Raw genomic sequence first — 19,605 nt, forward strand, 5'->3', positions numbered from 1 at the left:
ATCATCGTTTTAAACTCATCAAAAACAACACTCAAGGCATGACTCATCATGCCTTGTTTTATTTACTGGCTTTGGTTTACAATAGACGGATAAACTAGCTTTGAGTCGATTATGAAAATTTATTTAGCAAGAAATAATGTACAAGCAGGGCCTTATACCCTAGATGAACTTAATACCATGCTGGCCTCAGGCGAGGTTTTGCTCGATGATTTGGCGTGGCATGCACCGATGAGCCAATGGCAGCGATTGGGTGATCTGACCGACAATCAGCTGCATTATCAGCCAGCCCAAGCTCAGCCAGTCGGACAGTCTCAGCCAGCCACAGCCAAAGAAGCACCCAGAGGCTTTGGTGACAATGTGGATTTTAAGCCGACTGCCACAGATCAGCCATCGCCCCAAAAGCGCATTAGCGTCGCTGAATTATACGGCAAAAAGCCAGCCGATGAGCCAAACCAAAATCTGCATCCTACCCATGCCGCCCATGCAGGCCAAGCCAACAAGGCGCACCCATCAGCGACAGTGGTCGATCAGCAGGCGGCTTTGGCGTCGATTGGATCGCGTTTTTTGGCGGTGGTGATCAATTTTGTGCTGTTTTTATTGACCTTGTTGCCATTTTTGCAGCAGTTTATGGCGCTAGATCCTGATCCTGAGCGACTGAATTTGGGCGATATGGCAGCGCGCATGGAATATGCCAGACAGCTTGCCACCCAAATCCCAACTGAGACGATGACTTTATCCAGTCTGCTGCTGCTGGGTTATGTGTTGGTACAGATGATTCTGATCATCGCGCGCGGACAGTCGTTTGGCAAGCTGCTTGTGGGCATTCGCACGGTGGATGTTGAGACTTTTGATAAGCCCAATTTTTTAAAACGCGTCATTTTGCGTATCGTGGTGCTGTTTGTGATTTATCAATTCGCCAGTGCGCTGCCAATTCCGATCAATATGGCACTGATTTTATTGATGATTAATTATTTTATCGCAGGTCGCAATCCAAAGCGACAAGGCTGGCATGATAAACTGGCAGGCACGACCGTGGTAAAAACTTCTGCCGTACCATTTAAAAAGGGTAAATGATGAAGCTAGATGATCAGCAGCAAGCGGCACTGGCACGAGTACAGTTGCCCGAAGATTGGAAAATGGCACTGGCACCGGCACTGCTTGACCCAAAGATGGATGCGCTGCGTACATTTTTGCAGTCGGCTTATCAAGATGGCAAGCAGATTTATCCGCCAAAAAATCAGATTTTTAATGCTTTTCATCTGACGCCATTATCACAAGTCAAAGTGGTCATCTTGGGGCAAGATCCTTATCACGGTGCAGGGCAGGCGATGGGGTTGTCGTTTAGTGTACCAAAGATTATCCCCAAACCACCAAGTCTGCAAAACATCCTAAAAGAGCTGGCCACCGACCTTGGCATCCCAGTCAGTGCCCATGGCGATTTGTCATCTTGGGCAAGACAGGGTGTGTTACTGCTCAACGCTACATTGACTGTCGAAGCGGGTCAGGCAGGCAGTCATCAGCGTCAAGGATGGGAAGAGTTTACCGACTATGCTATCCAAGTGCTGAATGAACAAACCGAACGGACGGTTTTTATTTTGTGGGGCAGTTATGCCAAGAACAAAGGGCGATATATTGATACCGCACGGCATTTGGTGCTAAGTGCCAATCATCCATCGCCGCTATCTGCCAATCGTGGTGGATTTTTTGGCACTCGCCCATTTTCTAAGACCAATGACTATCTGATACGCCATGGCAAAACCCCGATTGAGTGGCAACTGCCACAGTAATCAGTCTTTGTATCCACTGATGTCTCGGCCTGATTGGCAAGTGGTTAACCTGCCAAGTTATCAATTTTGGCACTGTTTCGATGTCGCCATGATGCACTTGGCTATCGCTGAAGCCAAAAAAGGTGCAATGGCAGGCGAGATACCTGTCGGTGCGATACTTGTGCATGATGGGCAGGTGATTGGCAAAGGGTTTAATCAGCCAATTTTATCGCATGATCCGACGGCACACGCTGAGATTGTGGCGCTCAGAGATGCCTGTACTCGGCTAGGTAACTATCGTTTGCCACCACAGACGACGCTGTATGTGACGCTTGAGCCGTGCACCATGTGCTTTGGGGCACTGATTCATGCTCGGGTTGGGCGGATTGTGTTTGCCACTTTTGAGCCAAAATCAGGTGTGGTCGGCAGTCAGATGAACTTAAGCCAGATGGGATTTTATAATCATCAGGCGATGGTATCACAAGGGCTGCTCTCGTGTGAATGTTCGCAGATGCTGAGTCAATTTTTTGCCAAACGACGCGCGGATAAACGCTTAGCAAAACAAATGGCTAATAGCACAGTTTAAATAAATTATCAAAAAAAGAGCTTATTATGACGACGACAAAACAGTATTCACACCCAGTCATCTGTATCGATGGGCCAAGTGGTGCAGGCAAAGGCACGCTGGCATATCGACTAGCGGATGAATTGGGCTATAATCTTTTGGACAGCGGTGCCTTGTATCGCATCATAGGCTTATTAGCACATCAGGCAGGGCTGTTGGCTGAAGGCGTGGCTGATTTAGAATTGCAGTTAGAAAAGCTGACGCAGTCGTTAAATCTTGCCTTCGCCATCAATCACCAAACAAAAATGGTTGAAATATTAATCAATGGCGAGCCACTGACTGATGATATCCGCAATGAAACGGTCGGGGGCTATGCCTCAAAAGTTGCTGTATTCCCAAAAGTGCGTACAGCATTATTGGACGTGCAGCGAGATATGGCGAAGCGAAGCGGGCTGATTGCTGATGGTCGAGATATGGGCACGGTGATTTTCCCTGATGCGCCCGTGAAGGTATTTTTGACCGCCAGTGCCAAAGCACGAGCCGACCGACGCGTCGCCCAGCTGACACAGGCGGGTAAATCGGCAAATTATGAGGCAATTTTGGCAGAGATTGAAGCGCGTGATGAGCGTGACCAAAACCGTAGCGTTGCACCATCTAGGCCTGCTGATGATGCGCTGGTGCTTGATAGCTCAGCCATGGATGCTGAAGCTGTTTATCTGTCTGTACGTAAATTTTGTGAAAAGCAAGGCATTGTTTTTCCAACTTAGGCCATCGATGATCAATTCAGCCAATTTATCCACATCTTGACAAAATCACCCAAAAAAACTGTAAAAATTGGGTGATTTTTAATTTAAATTGGTGTAAAATAATGCGGTTTATATTTTTTAATGCGTGAGCGAAGTGTAAATCCAGCAATGCTTGGCATCATGCTTAACTGAACCACACTGGGCTGGCAGGCTGTGGCTATATTTTTTTAAGGTAAACATAATGGTATCATTTGCTGAACTGTTTGAAGCAAGCCAATCAGAACAAGGTCTTAACATTGAGCGTGGCTCAGTGATTTCAGGTACTGTGGTTGCGATTGACAGCGATTGGATTACAGTGGACACTGGTCTTAAGTCTGAAGGCATCGTTGCTCGTGAAGAGTTCCTAAACGAAGCTGGCGAGCTTGAAGTAGCAGTAGGCGACAGCATCGATGTGGTTGTTGAAGCTGTGGACAATGGCATGGGTCAAACTGTGCTATCACGCGAAAAAGCGAAGCGTGAAGAAAGCTGGCGTGCGCTTGAGCAGCTACACGAAAACGACGAAATCGTTAAAGGTGTTATTTCTTCTAAAGTTAAAGGTGGTTTCACTGTTGAAATCGGTTCTGTTCGTGCGTTCCTACCAGGTTCTCTAGTAGATGTTCGTCCAGTTCGCGAAACAACTCACCTAGAAGGCAAAGAGCTTGAGTTCAAAGTTATCAAGATCGACAAGCAACGCAATAACATCGTGGTTTCTCGCCGTGCCGTTATGGAAGCTGAAAACTCAGCAGAGCGTGATGAACTACTAGCCAAACTAGAAGAAGGCATGGAAGTAGAAGGTATCGTTAAGAACCTAACTGACTACGGTGCATTCGTTGATCTGGGCGGCATCGATGGTCTTCTACACATCACTGATATGGCTTGGAAGCGTATCAAGCATCCATCAGAAGCTGTTGAAGTTGGTCAAGACCTAAAAGTTAAAGTATTGAAGTTTGACCGTGAGCGTAATCGTGTTAGCCTAGGTCTAAAACAACTTGGCGCTGATCCATGGACTGAAGTTGAACAAACTTATCCAGTGGGTACCATCACCAAAGCACGCGTGACCAACCTAACTGACTATGGCTGCTTCGCTGAAATCGCTGAAGGCATCGAAGGTCTAGTGCACGTTTCTGAAATGGATCACACCAACAAGAACATCCACCCATCAAAAGTTGTTCAAGTGGGCGACGAAGTGAATGTCATGGTTCTTGAGATCGATGGTGAGCGTCGTCGCATCAGCCTAGGTATCAAGCAAACTATGCCAAACCCATGGGCAGAGTTTGACAAGAACCATGAAAAAGGTCAAAAAATCAGCGGTACCATCAAGTCTATCACTGACTTTGGTCTGTTCATCGGCCTAGAAGGTGGTATCGATGGTCTGGTTCATCTATCAGACATCTCTTGGACTGAAGCTGGCGAAGAAGCAATCCGCAACTACTCAAAAGGCGACACAGTAGAAGCTGTTGTATTGTCTGTAGATGCAGAAGCAAACCGCATCAGCCTAGGTATCAAGCAACTAAACTCTGATCCATTCAACGAATACCTACTGTCAAATGACCGTGGCGCGATCGTTAAAGGCACAGTTAAAGAAGTTGACGCTAAAGGTGCAGTGATCACTTTGGCTGATGAAGTAGAAGGCTACCTACGCGCTGCTGACATCGCTCGTGAACGCACTGAAGATGCTTCAAAAGTCCTAAGCGTTGGTGATGAAGTTGAAGCGAAGATCGTTGGTACTGACCGTAAATCTCGCAACATCAATTTGTCAATCAAAGCAAAAGATGAAGCAGATGAGCGTCAAGCAATCAAAGAGCTATCAAATGCTCAACCAGCTGAAGCACAGCCAAAAACTCTTGGTGACATCTTCGGTGATGCGCTAAAAGGCTAATCCAAAGCTGCATAAAAAGAGTGATGAGCAATCATCGCTCTTTTTTTATGTGTGAATCGTTATAAGTAGCGGCCAATCGATGTATAATTATAATAATGACAAGCGACCATAAAGCGATAGATAGCTGTTATTTGTGAATTTTTACAAAAAATTGATTTAAAATCATCAAATTTAACAAAAAACACATTTTCTTTTTGGCAGATTTCGGTTATTATCAAGACTCTATCAATTTGTTAAAAATCTGATACATGAAATGCAATCCAAGGTGAGGTGTATGCAGGCGGTAGTGAATAAATCTGATTTGATTGCCAATCTGGCAGCGGTCTGTGATGATTTGGAAGAGCATGTGGTAGATGAAGCCGTGCGATTGATGATGGCGATGATGGTTGAAGAGCTGATTCATGATGGCCGCATCGAGGTTCGGGGTTTTGGCAGTTTTTGCCTGCATCATCGTGCTGCACGCATCGCGCGCAATCCGCGCACGGGCGAGAGCGTATCTGTGAATGCCAAATCTGTGCCGCACTTTAAACCTGGCAAAGCACTGCGTGAAGCGGTGAATGCCATCAATGATTGAGTTGTTGTATCAATTACAATATAACATATTAAAGCATATTAAGAGTTTGTTATGCATATTATTTTAATTATTCTACTTGTACTGGCGTTCGCTTATTCTTTGGCGCTGGTGGTTCTAAATAATCAAGCCATCTCGGTCAATTTACTATTCTCAAATGTCGCCAACATGAGCTTGGGCTTGATTTTGGTTGCGACCATCTTTTTGGGTGTGTTGATCGGTATTTTGCTGGCACTGCTACTGTTCCGTGTTTTCCAAAATAAATGGGAAATCAGCCGTCTGAAAAAGGAAAATGCCAATGTGCAAGCTCAGCTGAGTGAGGCCAATTTGAAATTGGCGCAACAAGCAGAACACATTCGCCGTATTGAGTCACAAAATCAATCGGATGTGGTGACTTTGGCTGAGACCACATCGATCAATCATCCTGTCAATCCAGCACACGACACCAACCCGCATCGTCCTTTGTAAAAGGTGTGCTGCCCGATCATGACGGCGGTCGTTATTATTTATCAACGCGGCTTTAACATTGAATCACTGTTAAATCTGTGCTATCATGATCAGCAACTAAAAAGCCGTTAACTCAACGGCTTTTTTTGTGTATTTTACTGTGATAAGCCAAATTTTTAGCAAAAAAAGGATAGATCCATGAGTACCTCACCCATCATCGTCGCTGTAGATAAGCACAATTTGTCTGATGCGCTGACCTTGGCGGATAGCTTAGATCCATCACTATGCCGACTAAAGGTGGGTAAAGAGCTGTTCACTGTCTGTGGCGTGGAAGTGGTCAACGCCTTTCATCAGCGTGGCTTTGAAGTATTTTTGGATCTGAAGTTTCATGATATTCCAAATACCACCGCCCAAGCTGTGCTATCGGCTGCTGATATGGGCGTGTGGATGACCAATATTCATGCCAGTGTCGGTACTGATGCCATGCGATTATGCAAAGAGCGGTTGATGGCAGGGGGTTATGATACGCTGCTGATCGCCGTGACGGTACTGACTTCGATGACAGATGCTAACTTGGCTGAACTTGGCATCACTCGCTCAGTAAGTGAGCAGGTACTGCATCTGGCAGGACTGACACATCAGGCAGGTCTGGATGGCGTGGTCTGCTCAGCCCAAGAAAGTGCGATGCTAAAACAGCGATTTGGCACTGATTTTAAACTTGTCACCCCAGGCATTCGCCTAAATGATGATGCCAAAGATGACCAAAAACGCATTTGCACGCCAAGCGATGCCTTGGCTAACGGCTCGGATTATCTGGTGATTGGTCGTTCGATCACAGCTGCAACTGATCCCAACGAAAAGTTAAAATTGATCTTATCACAGATTTGAGCTATGATTGATCATTGCCATCATGACGCGCTAATAATACATAGCCAAGCGCAAAAATCCCGTTATGATAAACGGGATTTTTATTTATTGATCAAGCTGTTGATAACGCGTTGGGTCGCTGACGCCAGCATCCATAAAGCCTTGCTTGCGCAGATGGCAGCTGTCACAGTGACCACAAGCTCGTCCTTGGGCATCGGCCTGATAGCATGATACTGTCAATGCATAATCCACGCCTAAGGATAGACCCAGTTGTAGTGTTTCGGCCTTTGACAGTTGCTGCAGTGGTGCGATGATCGACAAGCGGCGGCCTTGGCGTCCTGCGACTGTTGCCAGATTTGCCATGTGTTCAAAGGCTTGGATAAAGTCTGGTCGGCAGTCTGGATAGCCTGAATAATCCACTGAGCTTACGCCGATGATGATGGCTGATGCTTGGGTGACCTCAGCTACTGCCAATGCATAAGACAAGAAAATGGTATTTCGGGCAGGCACATAAGTGATGGGCGCGACTTTATCATCATCTCCATAAACGATCGAGGCATCATAGTCTGGAACATGCAAATCAGGGTCGGTGAGCGCTGAGCCACCAAGTTTGGCGATGTCGATGTCGATGATGAGGTGTTTGACGCCAAGCGCTTTGGTGATGTTCTGTGCTGCCATCAGCTCGCTGGAATGGCGCTGACCATAACTAAAGCTGACAGCTGTAATGTTGGCAAATTCTGATTTGGCCCAATACAGACAGGTGGTGGAATCTAGGCCGCCTGAAAATAGCACGACGGCGTTTTGATGCTGATGCTCGTTCATGACACTCAATTGCTAAAAACTGTGCAAGCAAGATACCGCATATTACTTGATTTTTCAACTGTTTTTTGGGATTTTGGTTGTCAAGTTCATTGCAAATCAGACAAAGCATGCTACAATAACACGACTTAGGCTTATGAGCCATGCCAGCCCCAGCAGCTGAGATTTTTGATTAAAATATGCGTTGATACACCGAGAGATTCATGGAAGTTGAAATCATCAAAATCATCCTCGCCTTTGTGGTGCTGATCAATCCATCGGCAGCGTTGGCGATGTTTGTTAATCTGACCAATGGCTACGAGTTGCCTGATAAGCGGCGCATGGCCATCATCGCTTCGGCGACGGTGTTTATAACTGTCGCTTTTTTTGCGTTATTCGGGGAAGCGATGCTGCGTGGTTTGGGCATTTCATTAGGCTCATTTCGTGTAGCTGGCGGCATTTTGTTATTCATCATCGCCCTTGGCATGATGAGTGATGGCAATAATCCTGCCAAACCTAACGAAGATGAAGTCACACCGCCGAAGCCCAAGAACCCAAGCTCACTGACAGGCATGGCTGTGGTGCCGCTGGCGATTCCGATGATGATTGGGCCGGGCGGTATTTCAACGGTGATCATTTATTCATCACAAGTCAAAAGCGTGATGCAGATGGCATTCATTATCATTGCAGGGTTGTGCATCAGTATTTTTTGTTATGTGTCATTGATGGCAGCTGGCCGCATCAGCAAGATCTTGGGTGAAACTGGCCTAAATGTCATTAATCGCATCATGGGCATCATCTTGGCAGCTTTGGCGGTTGAGATTGTCGTTGCAGGCCTACGCACCATTTTCCCAGATCTGTTGTGATATAAGCACGAACCGTGATAAATCACGGTTTTTTTTATGACTTTTAATTCATTCTTTATCCATTGATTTTGTTTCATATCTACTTGCTTTGATCGAGCGGCACTGTTAATCGAGGGCGATTTGGGCTTAGGTTGTCCAATAAAGCTTTGCTGATGGGGAGGATGCCTTGATCCATCAATTCAGATAGTATCTCGGCGCAAAGAGGCGCAAAGCTAAAGCCTTTTGAACCCATGCCATACATACAAAAACTGCGCTTTTGGCCCGGGATTAGACCTATGATCGGATGATAATCTGGGGTCTGCGCACGGATGCTTGCGCGACCATGAAACTTGGGATGATCTGAAATGTTCAGTGTGTCACAGTATGTTGGCAAAGCGGTGCGCAGTTTATGCAGATTGTCCTGATGCTCGTGTTCGCTGATCGTGGTGTCGGTGCTGTTTCGCACGAAACTTGCGCCAAATAGCAGCGCCTGACTGCCCAAGGCGTCATCATAAAACTGGCTGCAATAGCCATCGTATTTAATGGCGTGTTTTGCGCCATCTGTCGGATCACTGTCAAGCGCCACCCATGACACTTGACCGCGAATTTTACGGCAGTCAAACAAGGATTGCTCAATTTGAGAACTGACAAAGCCTGCACAGATCACCACTTGATCAAAATCATATGTCTGCTGCTCTTGTCCATCGCTTGTGCTAATGCTGACTTTATCGGCTGATTCGCTGATGCGTATGACAGATGCGCTGATGTGTGTGGCTGGCCTAGCGGCATCGAAGGCTTGGGCGATTTTGGCAGGGTATAAGATTCCGCCCATCGGCACATGGGCGACGATGTCAGCGCAGCTTAGGTCTTGATGGATGGCATTAATCTGCTCATCGCTGCTGTGATTGTCATTTAGCGCCTCATGGATCAGTGATTTTGGGTAGGGGTAGATCATAGCACGGCGCTTATCGGCGGATTTTTGGCTAGGCAGCAGTAAATCGGTGACGCCAATGGTGTCAAATACGCGCTGATCGCTGTTTTTGGCAGCGTCATTGAGTGCTTGATAATGCCGATGCGCATATAAAAAACTCACCGTTGGTAGATGGTCGGCAGCTTTTTCAAGCACCGTCAATTTGGGTGCAAACAGCGCGCAGGGATTGCCTGAAGCACCAGACATCAAACCATTAGGCTCAAATAAATGAATGTCATGGCCGCGCCGCTTTAAGGCAAAAGCCAAACTGACACCACTGATGCCGCCGCCGATGAGGGCGATTTTTTTGCTAGGCGTATTGTGAGCTGATGGTGACAGTGTCGGCTGACTGGGTGGATGTTGGCTGCTGATCATCTCGCGCTTACGACCAAATCCTGGCGTTTTGATGATATCAAATCCAGCTGCAATCAATCCACGGCGTACAAATCCTGCTGCTGTAAATGTGGCCAGCGTCGTATTGGCATGGGACAGCTTTGCCATCTGATCAAATAAGGCATCACACCACATATCACTGTTTTTGGCGGGCGCAAAGCCATCCAAAAACCACGCATCAACTCTGGCGCTCTCTTGGGTTTTGATCAGCTCATCCAAGCTTTGACTGGCATCACCAAACCACAAATCCAATGTGATCGTAGGAGCGATATGTAAGCGATGACAGCCAGACATCGGCAACGGATACTGGGCGATCAGCCGATCAATCCATCGTTGCAGCGTAGGATTATCTCTCCATGCTGATAACGCTTGTCGCAAATCGCTTTGGGTGAGTGGGAATTTTTCGGTGCTGATAAAATGCAATCTAGCAGTTGAGGGCGCGCTCTCATTCCACTGTTGGCACGCTGCCAAAAAATTCAGCCCCGTCCCAAAACCCGTCTCAGCGATGACAAAGCAGGATCGTGGATCTAGCAGCGACCATCGATGGGGCAGATCATTGCCGTTAATAAATACATGACGCGCCTCTGCCAGACCGCCTGTGTGCGAAAAATACACATCATCAAACTGCTGAGAGGTTGGCACAGTGTGACCCTCAGCATCGGTTTTCCAGTGGATATCGGCGGTGCTAAGCGGCGCATAAGGCGTGTGCTGATTTGTCATGAGTTTGATGGCAGTACTTGGATGAATGGTTTGATATCGACATGGCTGTACACACCCGCCTCCAGATATGGATCGGCCTCTGCCCAGGCTTTTGCTTCTGCCAAATCGCCAAACTCTGCAATCACCAGACTGCCGCTCATGGCATCAGCACCGTGTTCGATCGGTGTGGGGCCAGCGACAATGAGGCGCTTTTGTTCATTAAGCTTATGCAGACGATCTAAGTGCTTGGGTCTGGTTTCACGGCGCTTCTGGCCGCTGTCAGCGACATCATGACCGATGATGGCAAATAAAGGCATGGGGTTCTCCTATGATTAATCAATGATAAATGGCGTCACAGCTTAAGATCTAGCACCGCGATATGACGATCGGCCAAGGCATCTTGCCATGCTGTCTGATGGCTTTGGGCATCACCTACCAACACCGCAAAAATCCCATAAGGATGCGTGCCGATGCGTTCAATTTTTCTTAAGATACCACGATCTGGTACGGTGTCGATATTGATCACAAGACAGATTTGCGCTGCGTTTTGATCGGCATCGGTGAGCAGTCTTAGGATGTCTTCTTGATCATCAATGCAGCCAAAATCTTTTAATGCTGTCAAAGAAAGCGGAGTGTGATTTGGTTTTTCAAGCGCGGCAATGATGAGTCTGTCGCTCACAGCGACTTGTGGCAGTGGCTTTGGCTTGGGTGGCTGATAGTCATCCTGATCGATGATGCTTTGATTATAATAGGCCAAAAGCCTAGCAAAATAAGGATCTTGGATATCGATGCGAAAACTTATCCGAGCCTTAATGCGGCTGTACAGATAGGCCATTAGGCGCGGCAACACACCGTAGATCATCAGACAGGCAATGGTCAGCCAAGCAAAGTGGGCAGGCTGACTGTGCATGCCATCAGGCAGGGTGATGCCAAATTTTGCCGGCAAAAAGCCTAAGATATGTAATAGCTGATAAAAATGCGCATCACTAAGCAGTGTCGATTCCCAATGAAAATGATAGCTTTTGAATAAAAACAGTAGCAAAAGACCGACGATGCTGCCTATAAGCCCAAACAACCAAGCGGCATGCATGATGCTGGCAATGTACCAAAATTTCACGGGTTTTTGGACATCTTTTAATACCCCGTATGCGGTTTGGGACAGTTTTTTATTGGCATCCATGGATTTGATGGATGGTGAATTTATAAAGCTGATCTTATCAATGATGCTTGCCAATAGTGTGGGTCTGTGCTGTAAAAAAGCTGAGATGCACCACCATAATAATGACAGCGTATGCCAACCCAAAAGCGCCACGATCAAATAAAAAAAGTTCACCGATGTCGCTGCCAATAGCCCAGCGACCCCAAACAATGCCATCAAAAAATACGACGCATACAAAGCGCTTAAGCTGGTGGCGATGCTTCGTTTGGCATCTTGTAAAGCTTCCATGAGGCGGCCATCACTGTCGATTTTTTTGGCTCGCAAAAACAGCTTGTCATAAGCACTGCCGTGTTCTGCCACTAATGATTGGGTGATGAGCTTGGGCGCTTGACCAAAAAGATGGCCTTGCTGCTCTAAACGGCGAATGAGTTCTGCATGCTCGTGGTCGCTTTGGCTATGCTGTGTCATAAGTCACCTTGATCGGTCGGGTGCTGGGTATTGGCGTTATTTTGTAGTTGCAAAAGCTCTTGCTCGATCGCTTGGATTTGTTGCTGCTTATCAATGCTGGGTGCAGCTGCCAACTGTTTTTGCAGTTTTTTGAGCTGAGTACGCAGTTTGGCGGCCATGATGGTGTTTTTGGCGGCAGTTTCATCGATGGTCACGGTGTCGGCTTGGTTCATGACATTGACCATCTGAGATTCGATGGTACTGACCACAGGCTTGCTGCCGCTTTCGATACTTTGGGCGACGCGCTCTAGGTGCCGATGATAGCGCTGTCTTAGATGCGCTTGTTCGCGATCTCGTGCCTCATCACTGGGTCTGTGGGTATGTGCTACCAAATCGATACAGTCCACAGGGCAGGGCGCGATACAAAGCTCACAGCCAGTACACAGATCGCTGATGATGCTGTGCATGTGCTTGGCGGTGCCGATGATGGCATCGACAGGACACGCCGGTATGCACTTGGTACAGCCGATGCACTCGCTGTCACGAATGATGGCGCGCACAGCGGTAGGACGCTGTGTCACAGGATCGATCGGCCATTTACTGATGCTGGCTGGCAGGCTGTCTCGGCCAGTCAGTTCACTGATGCGATCGGTGACCGCTTGGCCACCTGGTACACACAGATTGATCGCTTCGTTTTGGGTGATGATGCCATGCGCATACGGCAGGCAGCCATCATGATGCCCACAAAGACCGCACTGTGTCTGAGGCAGTACAGCATCAATGGCGTAGATCGCCTCAAGTGTGGCTGAATCCAAGGATTCAACAAGTGGCTGAAATAATATCGGCACAGACTTGGGCGAGTGGAGGGAGTCTTGTGATGCCACATCCGTAGAGGTCGAGGGTTGATAAGTGATCACGCCAGATCTCCTTGTTGCACCACTGCTTCAATCAGCTGATGGGCGATGGTGCCTGCAGCTGGGATGGCTGGCAGGGCATTGATGTCAAAAAAGTTCGCTGATGCCAATTCATTAGGCTCAATCTTAATATCACCGTGTGCATGGGTGGCGATGAATCCAGCCATCAAATTGCTCGGATATGGCCATGACTGACTGCCAAAGTACTTAAGATCAGTAATACTCACACCCACCTCTTCTAGTGCCTCGCGATGTGCTGCCATCTCCAGTGTCTCACCTGCCTCGACAAAACCTGCGATCAAGCCATGCACGCCGCTTTTATGACGGTGATGACGCGCCAGCAGGATCTGAGGGTTACCAGTCTTGGGATGTCGGCGTGTGATGGCGATGATGATGCATGGCTGCACTCGAGGATAAGCACGATGACGACAGGCTGGGCAGATCATGGCATGTTCACCGCCGCTGTGTAGCACAGTTCGCGTGCCGCAGCGACTACAAAAGCGATGATCTTGATGCCAGCGGATGAGCATGATGGCTCGGCTCAAAAGACTGATGGTTGATGCAGTGCTAGTATTAATCAATTCACGAAAGCTTAACAGGCGCAGATTTTTGGCATCTTTAGCATCATAGCCTTGACCATAAGGGAAAATTAGCTTTAAGCTGATAGCATCGGTGCTACTGATGGCGTGTGTGGCAGGCAGCGTATGATCCTTGACTAACGCCACACAGTGACCATCGTGCGTCTCAGTAAAGCCAAGAGATACCGCCTGAGTTGGTGCTTCATCAAGCGTAATCACAAAAGGCATCGAGTGATCATCGATTAAGACGCCATCATCACAGACCACCCAAATTTTAACGCTCATGACAGCACCTGCGTGCGCCAAAGAGCATCGGCATCGGCATCAGACACCGATGGCTGAATCAAGCTTGCGTATTGTGACAGATTCAAAAACTGGCCACCTTGAGCATTGGTGTCGTTGTTTGAGCCATCATGATCATCAATGGCCATGGCGATCTGGCCACCAGTCATCGCCAAATAGACTTCAGCTAGGATCTCTGAGTCTAATAAAGCGCCGTGAAAGGTACGATCTTTTTTGCCGACACCCAGTCGCTTCACCAAAGCATCCAAGGTGTTTTTTTGGCCAGGGTACAGCTGTTTGGCGATGGCCAATGAGTCGGTCACTTGTACGCGCTCACTAAAATCTGGCAAGCCAGCACGATCAAATTCCATGTTTAAGAAATTCATATCGAAATTGGCATTATGGGCGATGATCTCGCTGTCAGCCATGAATTCATAAATCAGCTGCGCCACCTCGGCAAATTTTGGCTTATCTGATACAAAGGCATTGCTGATCCCGTGTACGCGAATGACCTCATCATCCATTGTTTTTTCTGGATTTAGATAGACATGCAGGATATTGCCAGTGAATTTACGACCCACCAGCTCTACTATCCCCACCTCCACGATGCGATCACCGCCTTGGGCATCAAATCCTGTGGTCTCAGTATCCATAATCAGCTGTCGCTCGGTGGCACCGCGATTGATGGGCTGTGGCAAAATCGGCCAAAAATCTGGATTGACGCGACTGGTATCGCCGTCATAGTCAGGATTTTGTTGGCTGTTATACTCACCGATTTTTGGGGCGGTGGTGCGCGTGGGTTCGGCTCTTAAGTGGTCTTGGGCTGCACTGATCTGATCATTGGTGTGGTCTGTGCCAATCTGCACATCAAAAGCAGCCTCTGTCAAATCCATCTGGCCACCAGTCATCGCCAAATACACTTCAGTTAAGATCTCAGAGTCCAACAAAGCGCCATGAAAAGTACGGTCTTTTTGACCGACGCCCAATCGCCTTACCAAGGCATCCAATGAGTTTCTTTGGTCGGGATACAGCTGTTTGGCGATGGCCAATGTGTCTGTCACGCGCACGCGGTCACTAAAATCCGTCAAGCCGACGCGGTCAAATTCGGCCTGCAAAAAACGCATGTCAAAAGCAGCATTGTGAGCGATAATTTCACTGTCTATCAAAAAATCATAAACAAACTGCGCCACATCGGCGAACACAGGCTGACTCTGTACAAACTCATTGCTGATGCCATGAATGCGCATCACCTCATCTTCCATGATTTTTTGGGGATTGAGATAGACATGTAAAATATTACCAGTCAATCGGCGGTCGATCATCTCGATCGCACCGATCTCAACGATACGCTCTCCTTTATACGGATCAATGCCTGTGGTTTCGGTATCTAAGATGATTTGGCGTTTGGGGGTGCCGCGATTGACAGGCTTTGGCAGGATCGGCCAAAAATCTGGATTGACGCGGCTGGTATCGCCATCATAGTCAGGATTTTGTTGGTTGTTATATTGCATTATTTTTGGCTCAGCAGGTACGAGCGTTGGCGGCTGATCATTGGGCATTGGCGCATCTGATGGCGCTTGTGCTGATGCAGCAATCCATTCATCCCCCTGATCATCCACGCCCAGATTGGCAAGCTTATCCGCCATCTCATTACCTGCGTGTCCTGCATGACCCTTCACCCATTGCCAGTCGATTTGGCGGTTTTGGGTGAGTGCATCGAGCTGCTGCCACAGCTCAAGATTTAGCACAGGTTTGCCGTCAGATTTTTTCCAGCCACGATTTTTCCAGCCAGTAATCCATTTGGTGATGCCATCTTTGACATAGCCTGAATCCGTCCAAATCTGTATCGGCAGATGTGCAGGCGTGCTTTGTAGTGCAGTGATGGCTGCCATCAGCTCCATGCGGTTATTGGTGGTGTTCGGCTCACCGCCCCATAGGTTTCGCACATCGCCCGTGTCATATTGTAGATGTACACCATAGCCACCAGGGGAGATGGCGGACTGTCCATTACCTTTACAAGCGCCATCAGTATATGCAATGATTGGATAAGTCATAATTGCTTTTTTTGATAAAAATTTGCTGTCTATTATAAAGCATTGTGCCAGTTTATGCGAATTTATACACCAAAATATCAGCGGGCAGTTTGTGTAAGATTGGTATGAGTCTGTGGATATTTGGATGGGTGAATGTGTTATAATGATTAATTTTCAGATCACAATACAGCACCATGACCCAAGCCATGATTTCAAGTCATCAGTTTACCAGATTATTTCATCCAAACCATCTGCACGCACCAAAGACGGTGTCATCACAAGATGCAGATAAAATCCGTGCATGGCAATCATCCGCCACGCCTTTATATCTAGAAATCGGCGCGGGCAAGGGCAGGCACGCCATGTTATTTGCAAGCAATCATCCTGATAAGCAATTGATCGCTGTTGAGCGTACCAGCGAAAAGTTCACGGCATTTGACAAATTAAGCCTATCCAGTTCATTAGATAATCTTATCAATATCCATGCTGATGCGATTGCGTTTAGTGTGCATTTTATTCAGCCTGGTTCGCTAGACGGTGTGTTTATCCTATATCCCAATCCCGAACCGCATAACAAAAATCAGCGGTGGCTAAATATGCCGTTTTTTGAGTTTTTATTATCTCGTATGAAAGCGGGTGCAACGATTACTTTAGCCAGTAATATCAGTGATTATATCGATGAAGCGGTCGAATTGCTGGATGCTGTATGGCAGTTGCCGTATGTTAAACAGACCATCGATAAATCATCGGCTCGTACGCATTTTGAGATTAAATATCTGGCGCGAGATGAGCTATGCCAAGAGATTATTATCACAAAGCCCAATGGCTATATCACTCGCTTTGATGATGTGCCTGCGGTGTCATTATAAGTAGCTTTATAAATTAGTAATATTAAACAACTGGAAGTATCATGACCAAGTCAAGTGTGGCGATTATCGGTGCAGGGGCGGCAGGGCTGATGGCGGCAGAAGTGCTGTCGGCTTATGATATCGACATCCATGTATTTGACCAAAAACCCACCGCTGCACGCAAGATTTTGATGGCGGGCAAAACAGGGCTGAATATCTCACACAATGAGCCGATGGTGGATTTTGTGACACGATACACGCCATCGGATTGGCTGATGCCTTATGTGCAGGCATTTGGTGCTGATGATATCCGAGCATGGATGACATCACTTGGTATTGATAGCTATGTCGGCTCGACAGGGCGGATATTTCCTGTTGAGATGAAAGCATCCAAGCTTGTGCGCGCATGGCTAAATCGGCTGCATGATCATCAAGTAAAATTTCACTATTGCCATCGCTGTATTACGATGGATAATCGAGTGCTTGGCTTTGAGGTATTGGATAATAAAGGCAATATCATCGATAAGTTTAGCCAAGCGTTTGATGCGGTGATATTGGCGTGTGGTGGTGGCTCTTATGCATATCTGGGCAGTGATGGTGCTTGGCAAAGATGGCTGGAAGCTGATGAGCTAACACCGCTTTATGCCAGTAATGTCGGGGTGCTGCGTGCTTGGTCGCCATTTATGACACCACTGTATGGTCAAGCCATCAAGCGTGTGCGTGCATGGGTGGGTGATGATATCGGCCATCAAGGCGATATCGTGATCAGTCATTATGGGCTAGAAAGTGGGCTGATTTATAAGCTAAACCTTGCCATGCGGCAAGCGATGGATGAGCATCAAACATTCACTCTATACTTGGATTTATTACCTGATAAATCAGCAGATTTTATTTATAAAAACTTAACCAAAAATAAGAAACAATCGCTCAATACCCTACTCAAGAAACTTGGACTCGACGCTGTCAAAATTGCGTTATTAAGAGAATGCACCAATAAAACCGACTGGTCTGACTTATCAATCATGGCAAAGCATATCAAGGCGCTTGCGATTGAGTGCACGGGATTTCGCCCGATGGATGAAGCCATCAGTACGGGTGGTGGTATTAAGCGTATGGCGGTAGATGAGGACCTGCAGCTGCGTGCTCATGCAGGCGTGTTTTGCTGTGGCGAGATGCTGGATTGGGATACACCAACAGGGGGTTATTTATTAACGGCGTGTTTTGCCACAGGTCGAGCGGCTGCGATGGGTGTTGTAAAACATCTAGATGCATTACAAAATAACTAAGACTCACACAAAAAATGGCTGAACGATATCAGCCATTTTGCAACTTAGACAAACTTCCCAACCAAGCCTTCACTATCGGTGCGTGCATCGAGCGCCACGAGCAGTGCATAGGCACCGATAAATTTACGGCTGATAAACATCATCTCTTTTGGTGGCAGACTAAATTCCAATGACTGCATTCCTTCTTTGGCTTTGTTCATCACTCGGGCGTACAAATCACTGCCAGCCCAAATGTAGCGATCATGACTATCTAGGTGTGGATGCTGACCGCCAGCGGATTGATTCAGTGCTGCTGCCTTGGCGAATGGCTCACACGCCATCAAAAAGACTGTTGCCATGTCAGATTTTGGCTTACCGCTAAGTCTGTCAAAAAAATCATAGCCAGTCATCGCATCCATCATCAGTGCTTGATCATGGTGATAGCCTGCTGTCAAAAGCCCACGAGCAATACTAAGTAGATGCTGATCAAACTGCTTAATCGCACCAAAATCCAATAAGATAAGCTTATCAATGCCATCTTCAAATCGCACCAAATAATTCCCAAAATTCGGGTCGGTCTGCATCTCACCCCACTCGAATAACTCACGGATGACCACTTCGATGGCGGCTTGACCTAAGGCATTTTTGCGATCTTGGGGCAGTTGTTTTAGCGTATCATCATTGAGCGATACGCCATGCTCAAAACTCATGCAGATCAAGCGTGGCGTACTGTAATTGTCATAAATTGTCGGCACGACATAGCGTGGATCATCCGCAAGATAGCCTGCAAATCGCTTGGTGGTGTTCGCTTCTAGGGTATAATCTACTTCACGATGCAACAGCTCGCCAATCTCTTCAAACCATGCGTCGAGTGCTTTAGTCTGTGGCACGGCATTGGTAATTTTTAATAGATGCTTAAAGATGGATAAGTCAGCATCAATGGATGATGCAACCCCAGGGTATTGCACTTTTAGCACGACTTCACGGCCAGAATATTTGTGCACGGCTTTATGCACTTGGGCAAGACTCGCTGTGCCAATCGGTGTGCGATCGATTTCAAAATCCGTCACACGCTCACCAAGCTCGGCTTTTAGTGCATCGTAGATGATATGCCAAGATAGCGGCGTGGTGTTGGCATCAAGTGTGTGTAGTGCATCAAGCACCTGCGGCGGCAAAAAATGTTCGCCATATAATGCAAGCATCTGACCCACCTTGACCACTGAGCCTTTGAGTTTGCCAAGCTCGCTCACCAAATAATCCGCCTGTTCTTGGAGTAGGGCGTGTTTGGCATTGGCTCGCTGTTCTTGACTCATAAACAGGCTGCCGACACTGGATTTTGCCCAATTCTTACCGATATTGAGCGAAGTTTTGGCGATGGATAGGCGACGAGATAGAGGTGTGGTTTTTAGCTTATCGATTGGCTGAGTCATGCGATGATTTAATTGATAATAAAAATGATGGCTTATTATAGCAAAAATTCACCTTTGTCGCTAT

The 19,605-nt window shown here is 47.2% G+C and carries 19 protein-coding genes; 11 read left to right on the forward strand and 8 right to left on the reverse strand.

Going from position 1 to position 19,605, the window contains the following annotated elements:
• Positions 1-111 precede the first annotated feature (111 nt).
• From B0681_RS01185 to pyrF, 8 genes are all read left to right on the forward strand, one after another.
• Positions 112-1,074: an RDD family protein gene (locus B0681_RS01185; protein ID WP_078316917.1), complete on the forward strand. Its 963-nt coding sequence runs from the start codon at positions 112-114 to the stop codon at positions 1,072-1,074.
• Positions 1,071-1,787, forward strand: a complete 717-nt coding sequence (ung, locus tag B0681_RS01190) for a uracil-DNA glycosylase (protein WP_114144926.1) — start codon at positions 1,071-1,073, stop codon at positions 1,785-1,787. The genes B0681_RS01185 and ung overlap by 4 nt, the downstream gene beginning before the upstream one ends.
• A gap of 88 nt (positions 1,788-1,875) precedes the next feature.
• Entirely contained in the window at positions 1,876-2,352 is a 477-nt protein-coding gene (tadA, locus tag B0681_RS01195) for a tRNA adenosine(34) deaminase TadA (protein WP_228143818.1), read from the forward strand.
• Between the two features lie 26 nt (positions 2,353-2,378).
• Positions 2,379-3,098 (forward strand): (d)CMP kinase, encoded by a 720-nt coding sequence (cmk, locus tag B0681_RS01200; protein WP_078316919.1) that lies wholly within the window; start codon positions 2,379-2,381, stop codon positions 3,096-3,098.
• A 217-nt stretch (positions 3,099-3,315) separates the two neighbouring features.
• A complete protein-coding gene (gene rpsA, locus B0681_RS01205) occupies positions 3,316-4,995 on the forward strand; it encodes a 30S ribosomal protein S1 (protein ID WP_169835666.1) in 1,680 nt (559 codons plus the stop codon).
• A 274-nt stretch (positions 4,996-5,269) separates the two neighbouring features.
• A complete protein-coding gene (locus B0681_RS01210; protein WP_078316921.1) occupies positions 5,270-5,569 on the forward strand; it encodes an HU family DNA-binding protein in 300 nt (99 codons plus the stop codon).
• A gap of 51 nt (positions 5,570-5,620) precedes the next feature.
• A complete protein-coding gene (locus B0681_RS01215) occupies positions 5,621-6,034 on the forward strand; it encodes a lipopolysaccharide assembly protein LapA domain-containing protein (RefSeq protein ID WP_078316922.1) in 414 nt (137 codons plus the stop codon).
• Between the two features lie 177 nt (positions 6,035-6,211).
• Positions 6,212-6,901, forward strand: coding sequence for an orotidine-5'-phosphate decarboxylase (pyrF, locus tag B0681_RS01220; RefSeq protein WP_078316923.1), 690 nt, complete (start codon positions 6,212-6,214; stop codon positions 6,899-6,901).
• Positions 6,902-6,985: 84 nt separating this feature from the next.
• Here pyrF and queC read toward each other — a convergent pair whose 3' ends face one another.
• Positions 6,986-7,702, reverse strand: coding sequence for a 7-cyano-7-deazaguanine synthase QueC (queC, locus tag B0681_RS01225; RefSeq protein ID WP_078316924.1), 717 nt, complete (start codon positions 7,700-7,702; stop codon positions 6,986-6,988).
• Between the two features lie 200 nt (positions 7,703-7,902).
• Here queC and B0681_RS01230 point away from each other — a divergent pair, with 200 nt between their 5' ends.
• Positions 7,903-8,544, forward strand: a complete 642-nt coding sequence (locus B0681_RS01230; RefSeq protein WP_078316925.1) for a MarC family protein — start codon at positions 7,903-7,905, stop codon at positions 8,542-8,544.
• A gap of 79 nt (positions 8,545-8,623) precedes the next feature.
• On the opposite strand, the gene mnmD is transcribed toward B0681_RS01230, so the two are convergent.
• From mnmD to dnaQ, 6 genes are read right to left on the reverse strand one after another with little or no spacing between them, the layout of a single operon-like run.
• Positions 8,624-10,606 (reverse strand): tRNA (5-methylaminomethyl-2-thiouridine)(34)-methyltransferase MnmD, encoded by a 1,983-nt coding sequence (gene mnmD / locus B0681_RS01235; RefSeq protein ID WP_078316926.1) that lies wholly within the window; start codon positions 10,604-10,606, stop codon positions 8,624-8,626.
• Positions 10,603-10,902 carry a YciI family protein gene (locus B0681_RS01240; protein WP_078316927.1) on the reverse strand — a complete coding sequence of 100 codons (300 nt, stop codon included), beginning with the start codon at positions 10,900-10,902 and terminating at the stop codon, positions 10,603-10,605. Before B0681_RS01240 ends, mnmD begins: the two co-directional genes overlap by 4 nt.
• A gap of 35 nt (positions 10,903-10,937) precedes the next feature.
• Positions 10,938-12,212, reverse strand: a complete 1,275-nt coding sequence (locus B0681_RS01245) for a DUF2868 domain-containing protein (protein WP_078316928.1) — start codon at positions 12,210-12,212, stop codon at positions 10,938-10,940.
• The gene (locus B0681_RS01250; RefSeq protein WP_078317212.1) at positions 12,209-13,075 is read right to left on the reverse strand and encodes an RnfABCDGE type electron transport complex subunit B; all 867 of its coding nucleotides are present in this window, start codon (positions 13,073-13,075) and stop codon (positions 12,209-12,211) included. Before B0681_RS01250 ends, B0681_RS01245 begins: the two co-directional genes overlap by 4 nt.
• Positions 13,076-13,104: 29 nt before the next feature.
• Positions 13,105-13,968, reverse strand: a complete 864-nt coding sequence (gene nudC / locus B0681_RS01255; RefSeq protein ID WP_078316929.1) for an NAD(+) diphosphatase — start codon at positions 13,966-13,968, stop codon at positions 13,105-13,107.
• Positions 13,965-16,019 (reverse strand): DNA polymerase III subunit epsilon, encoded by a 2,055-nt coding sequence (gene dnaQ, locus B0681_RS10595; protein WP_078316930.1) that lies wholly within the window; start codon positions 16,017-16,019, stop codon positions 13,965-13,967. The genes nudC and dnaQ overlap by 4 nt, the downstream gene beginning before the upstream one ends.
• Before the next feature lie 173 nt (positions 16,020-16,192).
• Here dnaQ and B0681_RS01265 point away from each other — a divergent pair, with 173 nt between their 5' ends.
• Both B0681_RS01265 and B0681_RS01270 read left to right on the forward strand, forming a co-directional pair.
• Positions 16,193-16,867 (forward strand): class I SAM-dependent methyltransferase, encoded by a 675-nt coding sequence (locus tag B0681_RS01265; RefSeq protein WP_078316931.1) that lies wholly within the window; start codon positions 16,193-16,195, stop codon positions 16,865-16,867.
• 41 nt (positions 16,868-16,908) lie between these two features.
• Positions 16,909-18,132 carry a TIGR03862 family flavoprotein gene (locus B0681_RS01270; RefSeq protein WP_078316932.1) on the forward strand — a complete coding sequence of 408 codons (1,224 nt, stop codon included), beginning with the start codon at positions 16,909-16,911 and terminating at the stop codon, positions 18,130-18,132.
• A gap of 44 nt (positions 18,133-18,176) precedes the next feature.
• Here the strand turns inward: B0681_RS01270 and B0681_RS01275 are convergent, their stop codons facing one another.
• Positions 18,177-19,541 carry an ABC1 kinase family protein gene (locus B0681_RS01275; protein WP_078316933.1) on the reverse strand — a complete coding sequence of 455 codons (1,365 nt, stop codon included), beginning with the start codon at positions 19,539-19,541 and terminating at the stop codon, positions 18,177-18,179.
• Positions 19,542-19,605 lie beyond the last annotated feature (64 nt).

The sequence above is a fragment of the Moraxella porci DSM 25326 genome (assembly GCF_002014855.1).
Lineage (GTDB): Bacteria > Pseudomonadota > Gammaproteobacteria > Pseudomonadales > Moraxellaceae > Moraxella > Moraxella porci.

Bases quoted from the DNA above. Each gene is read 5' to 3' on its own strand.
- B0681_RS01185 (WP_078316917.1), top strand. From the start codon at position 112: ATGAAAATTTATTTAGCAAGAAATAATGTACAAGCAGGGCCTTATACC.
- ung (WP_114144926.1), top strand. From the start codon at position 1,071: ATGATGAAGCTAGATGATCAGCAGCAAGCGGCACTGGCACGAGTACAG.
- tadA (WP_228143818.1), top strand. From the start codon at position 1,876: ATGATGCACTTGGCTATCGCTGAAGCCAAAAAAGGTGCAATGGCAGGC.
- cmk (WP_078316919.1), top strand. From the start codon at position 2,379: ATGACGACGACAAAACAGTATTCACACCCAGTCATCTGTATCGATGGG.
- B0681_RS01210 (WP_078316921.1), top strand. From the start codon at position 5,270: ATGCAGGCGGTAGTGAATAAATCTGATTTGATTGCCAATCTGGCAGCG.
- B0681_RS01215 (WP_078316922.1), top strand. From the start codon at position 5,621: ATGCATATTATTTTAATTATTCTACTTGTACTGGCGTTCGCTTATTCT.
- pyrF (WP_078316923.1), top strand. From the start codon at position 6,212: ATGAGTACCTCACCCATCATCGTCGCTGTAGATAAGCACAATTTGTCT.
- queC (WP_078316924.1), bottom strand. From the start codon at position 7,702: ATGAACGAGCATCAGCATCAAAACGCCGTCGTGCTATTTTCAGGCGGC.
- B0681_RS01230 (WP_078316925.1), top strand. From the start codon at position 7,903: ATGGAAGTTGAAATCATCAAAATCATCCTCGCCTTTGTGGTGCTGATC.
- mnmD (WP_078316926.1), bottom strand. From the start codon at position 10,606: ATGACAAATCAGCACACGCCTTATGCGCCGCTTAGCACCGCCGATATC.
- B0681_RS01240 (WP_078316927.1), bottom strand. From the start codon at position 10,902: ATGCCTTTATTTGCCATCATCGGTCATGATGTCGCTGACAGCGGCCAG.
- B0681_RS01245 (WP_078316928.1), bottom strand. From the start codon at position 12,212: ATGACACAGCATAGCCAAAGCGACCACGAGCATGCAGAACTCATTCGC.
- nudC (WP_078316929.1), bottom strand. From the start codon at position 13,968: ATGAGCGTTAAAATTTGGGTGGTCTGTGATGATGGCGTCTTAATCGAT.
- dnaQ (WP_078316930.1), bottom strand. From the start codon at position 16,019: ATGACTTATCCAATCATTGCATATACTGATGGCGCTTGTAAAGGTAAT.
- B0681_RS01265 (WP_078316931.1), top strand. From the start codon at position 16,193: ATGACCCAAGCCATGATTTCAAGTCATCAGTTTACCAGATTATTTCAT.
- B0681_RS01270 (WP_078316932.1), top strand. From the start codon at position 16,909: ATGACCAAGTCAAGTGTGGCGATTATCGGTGCAGGGGCGGCAGGGCTG.
- B0681_RS01275 (WP_078316933.1), bottom strand. From the start codon at position 19,541: ATGACTCAGCCAATCGATAAGCTAAAAACCACACCTCTATCTCGTCGC.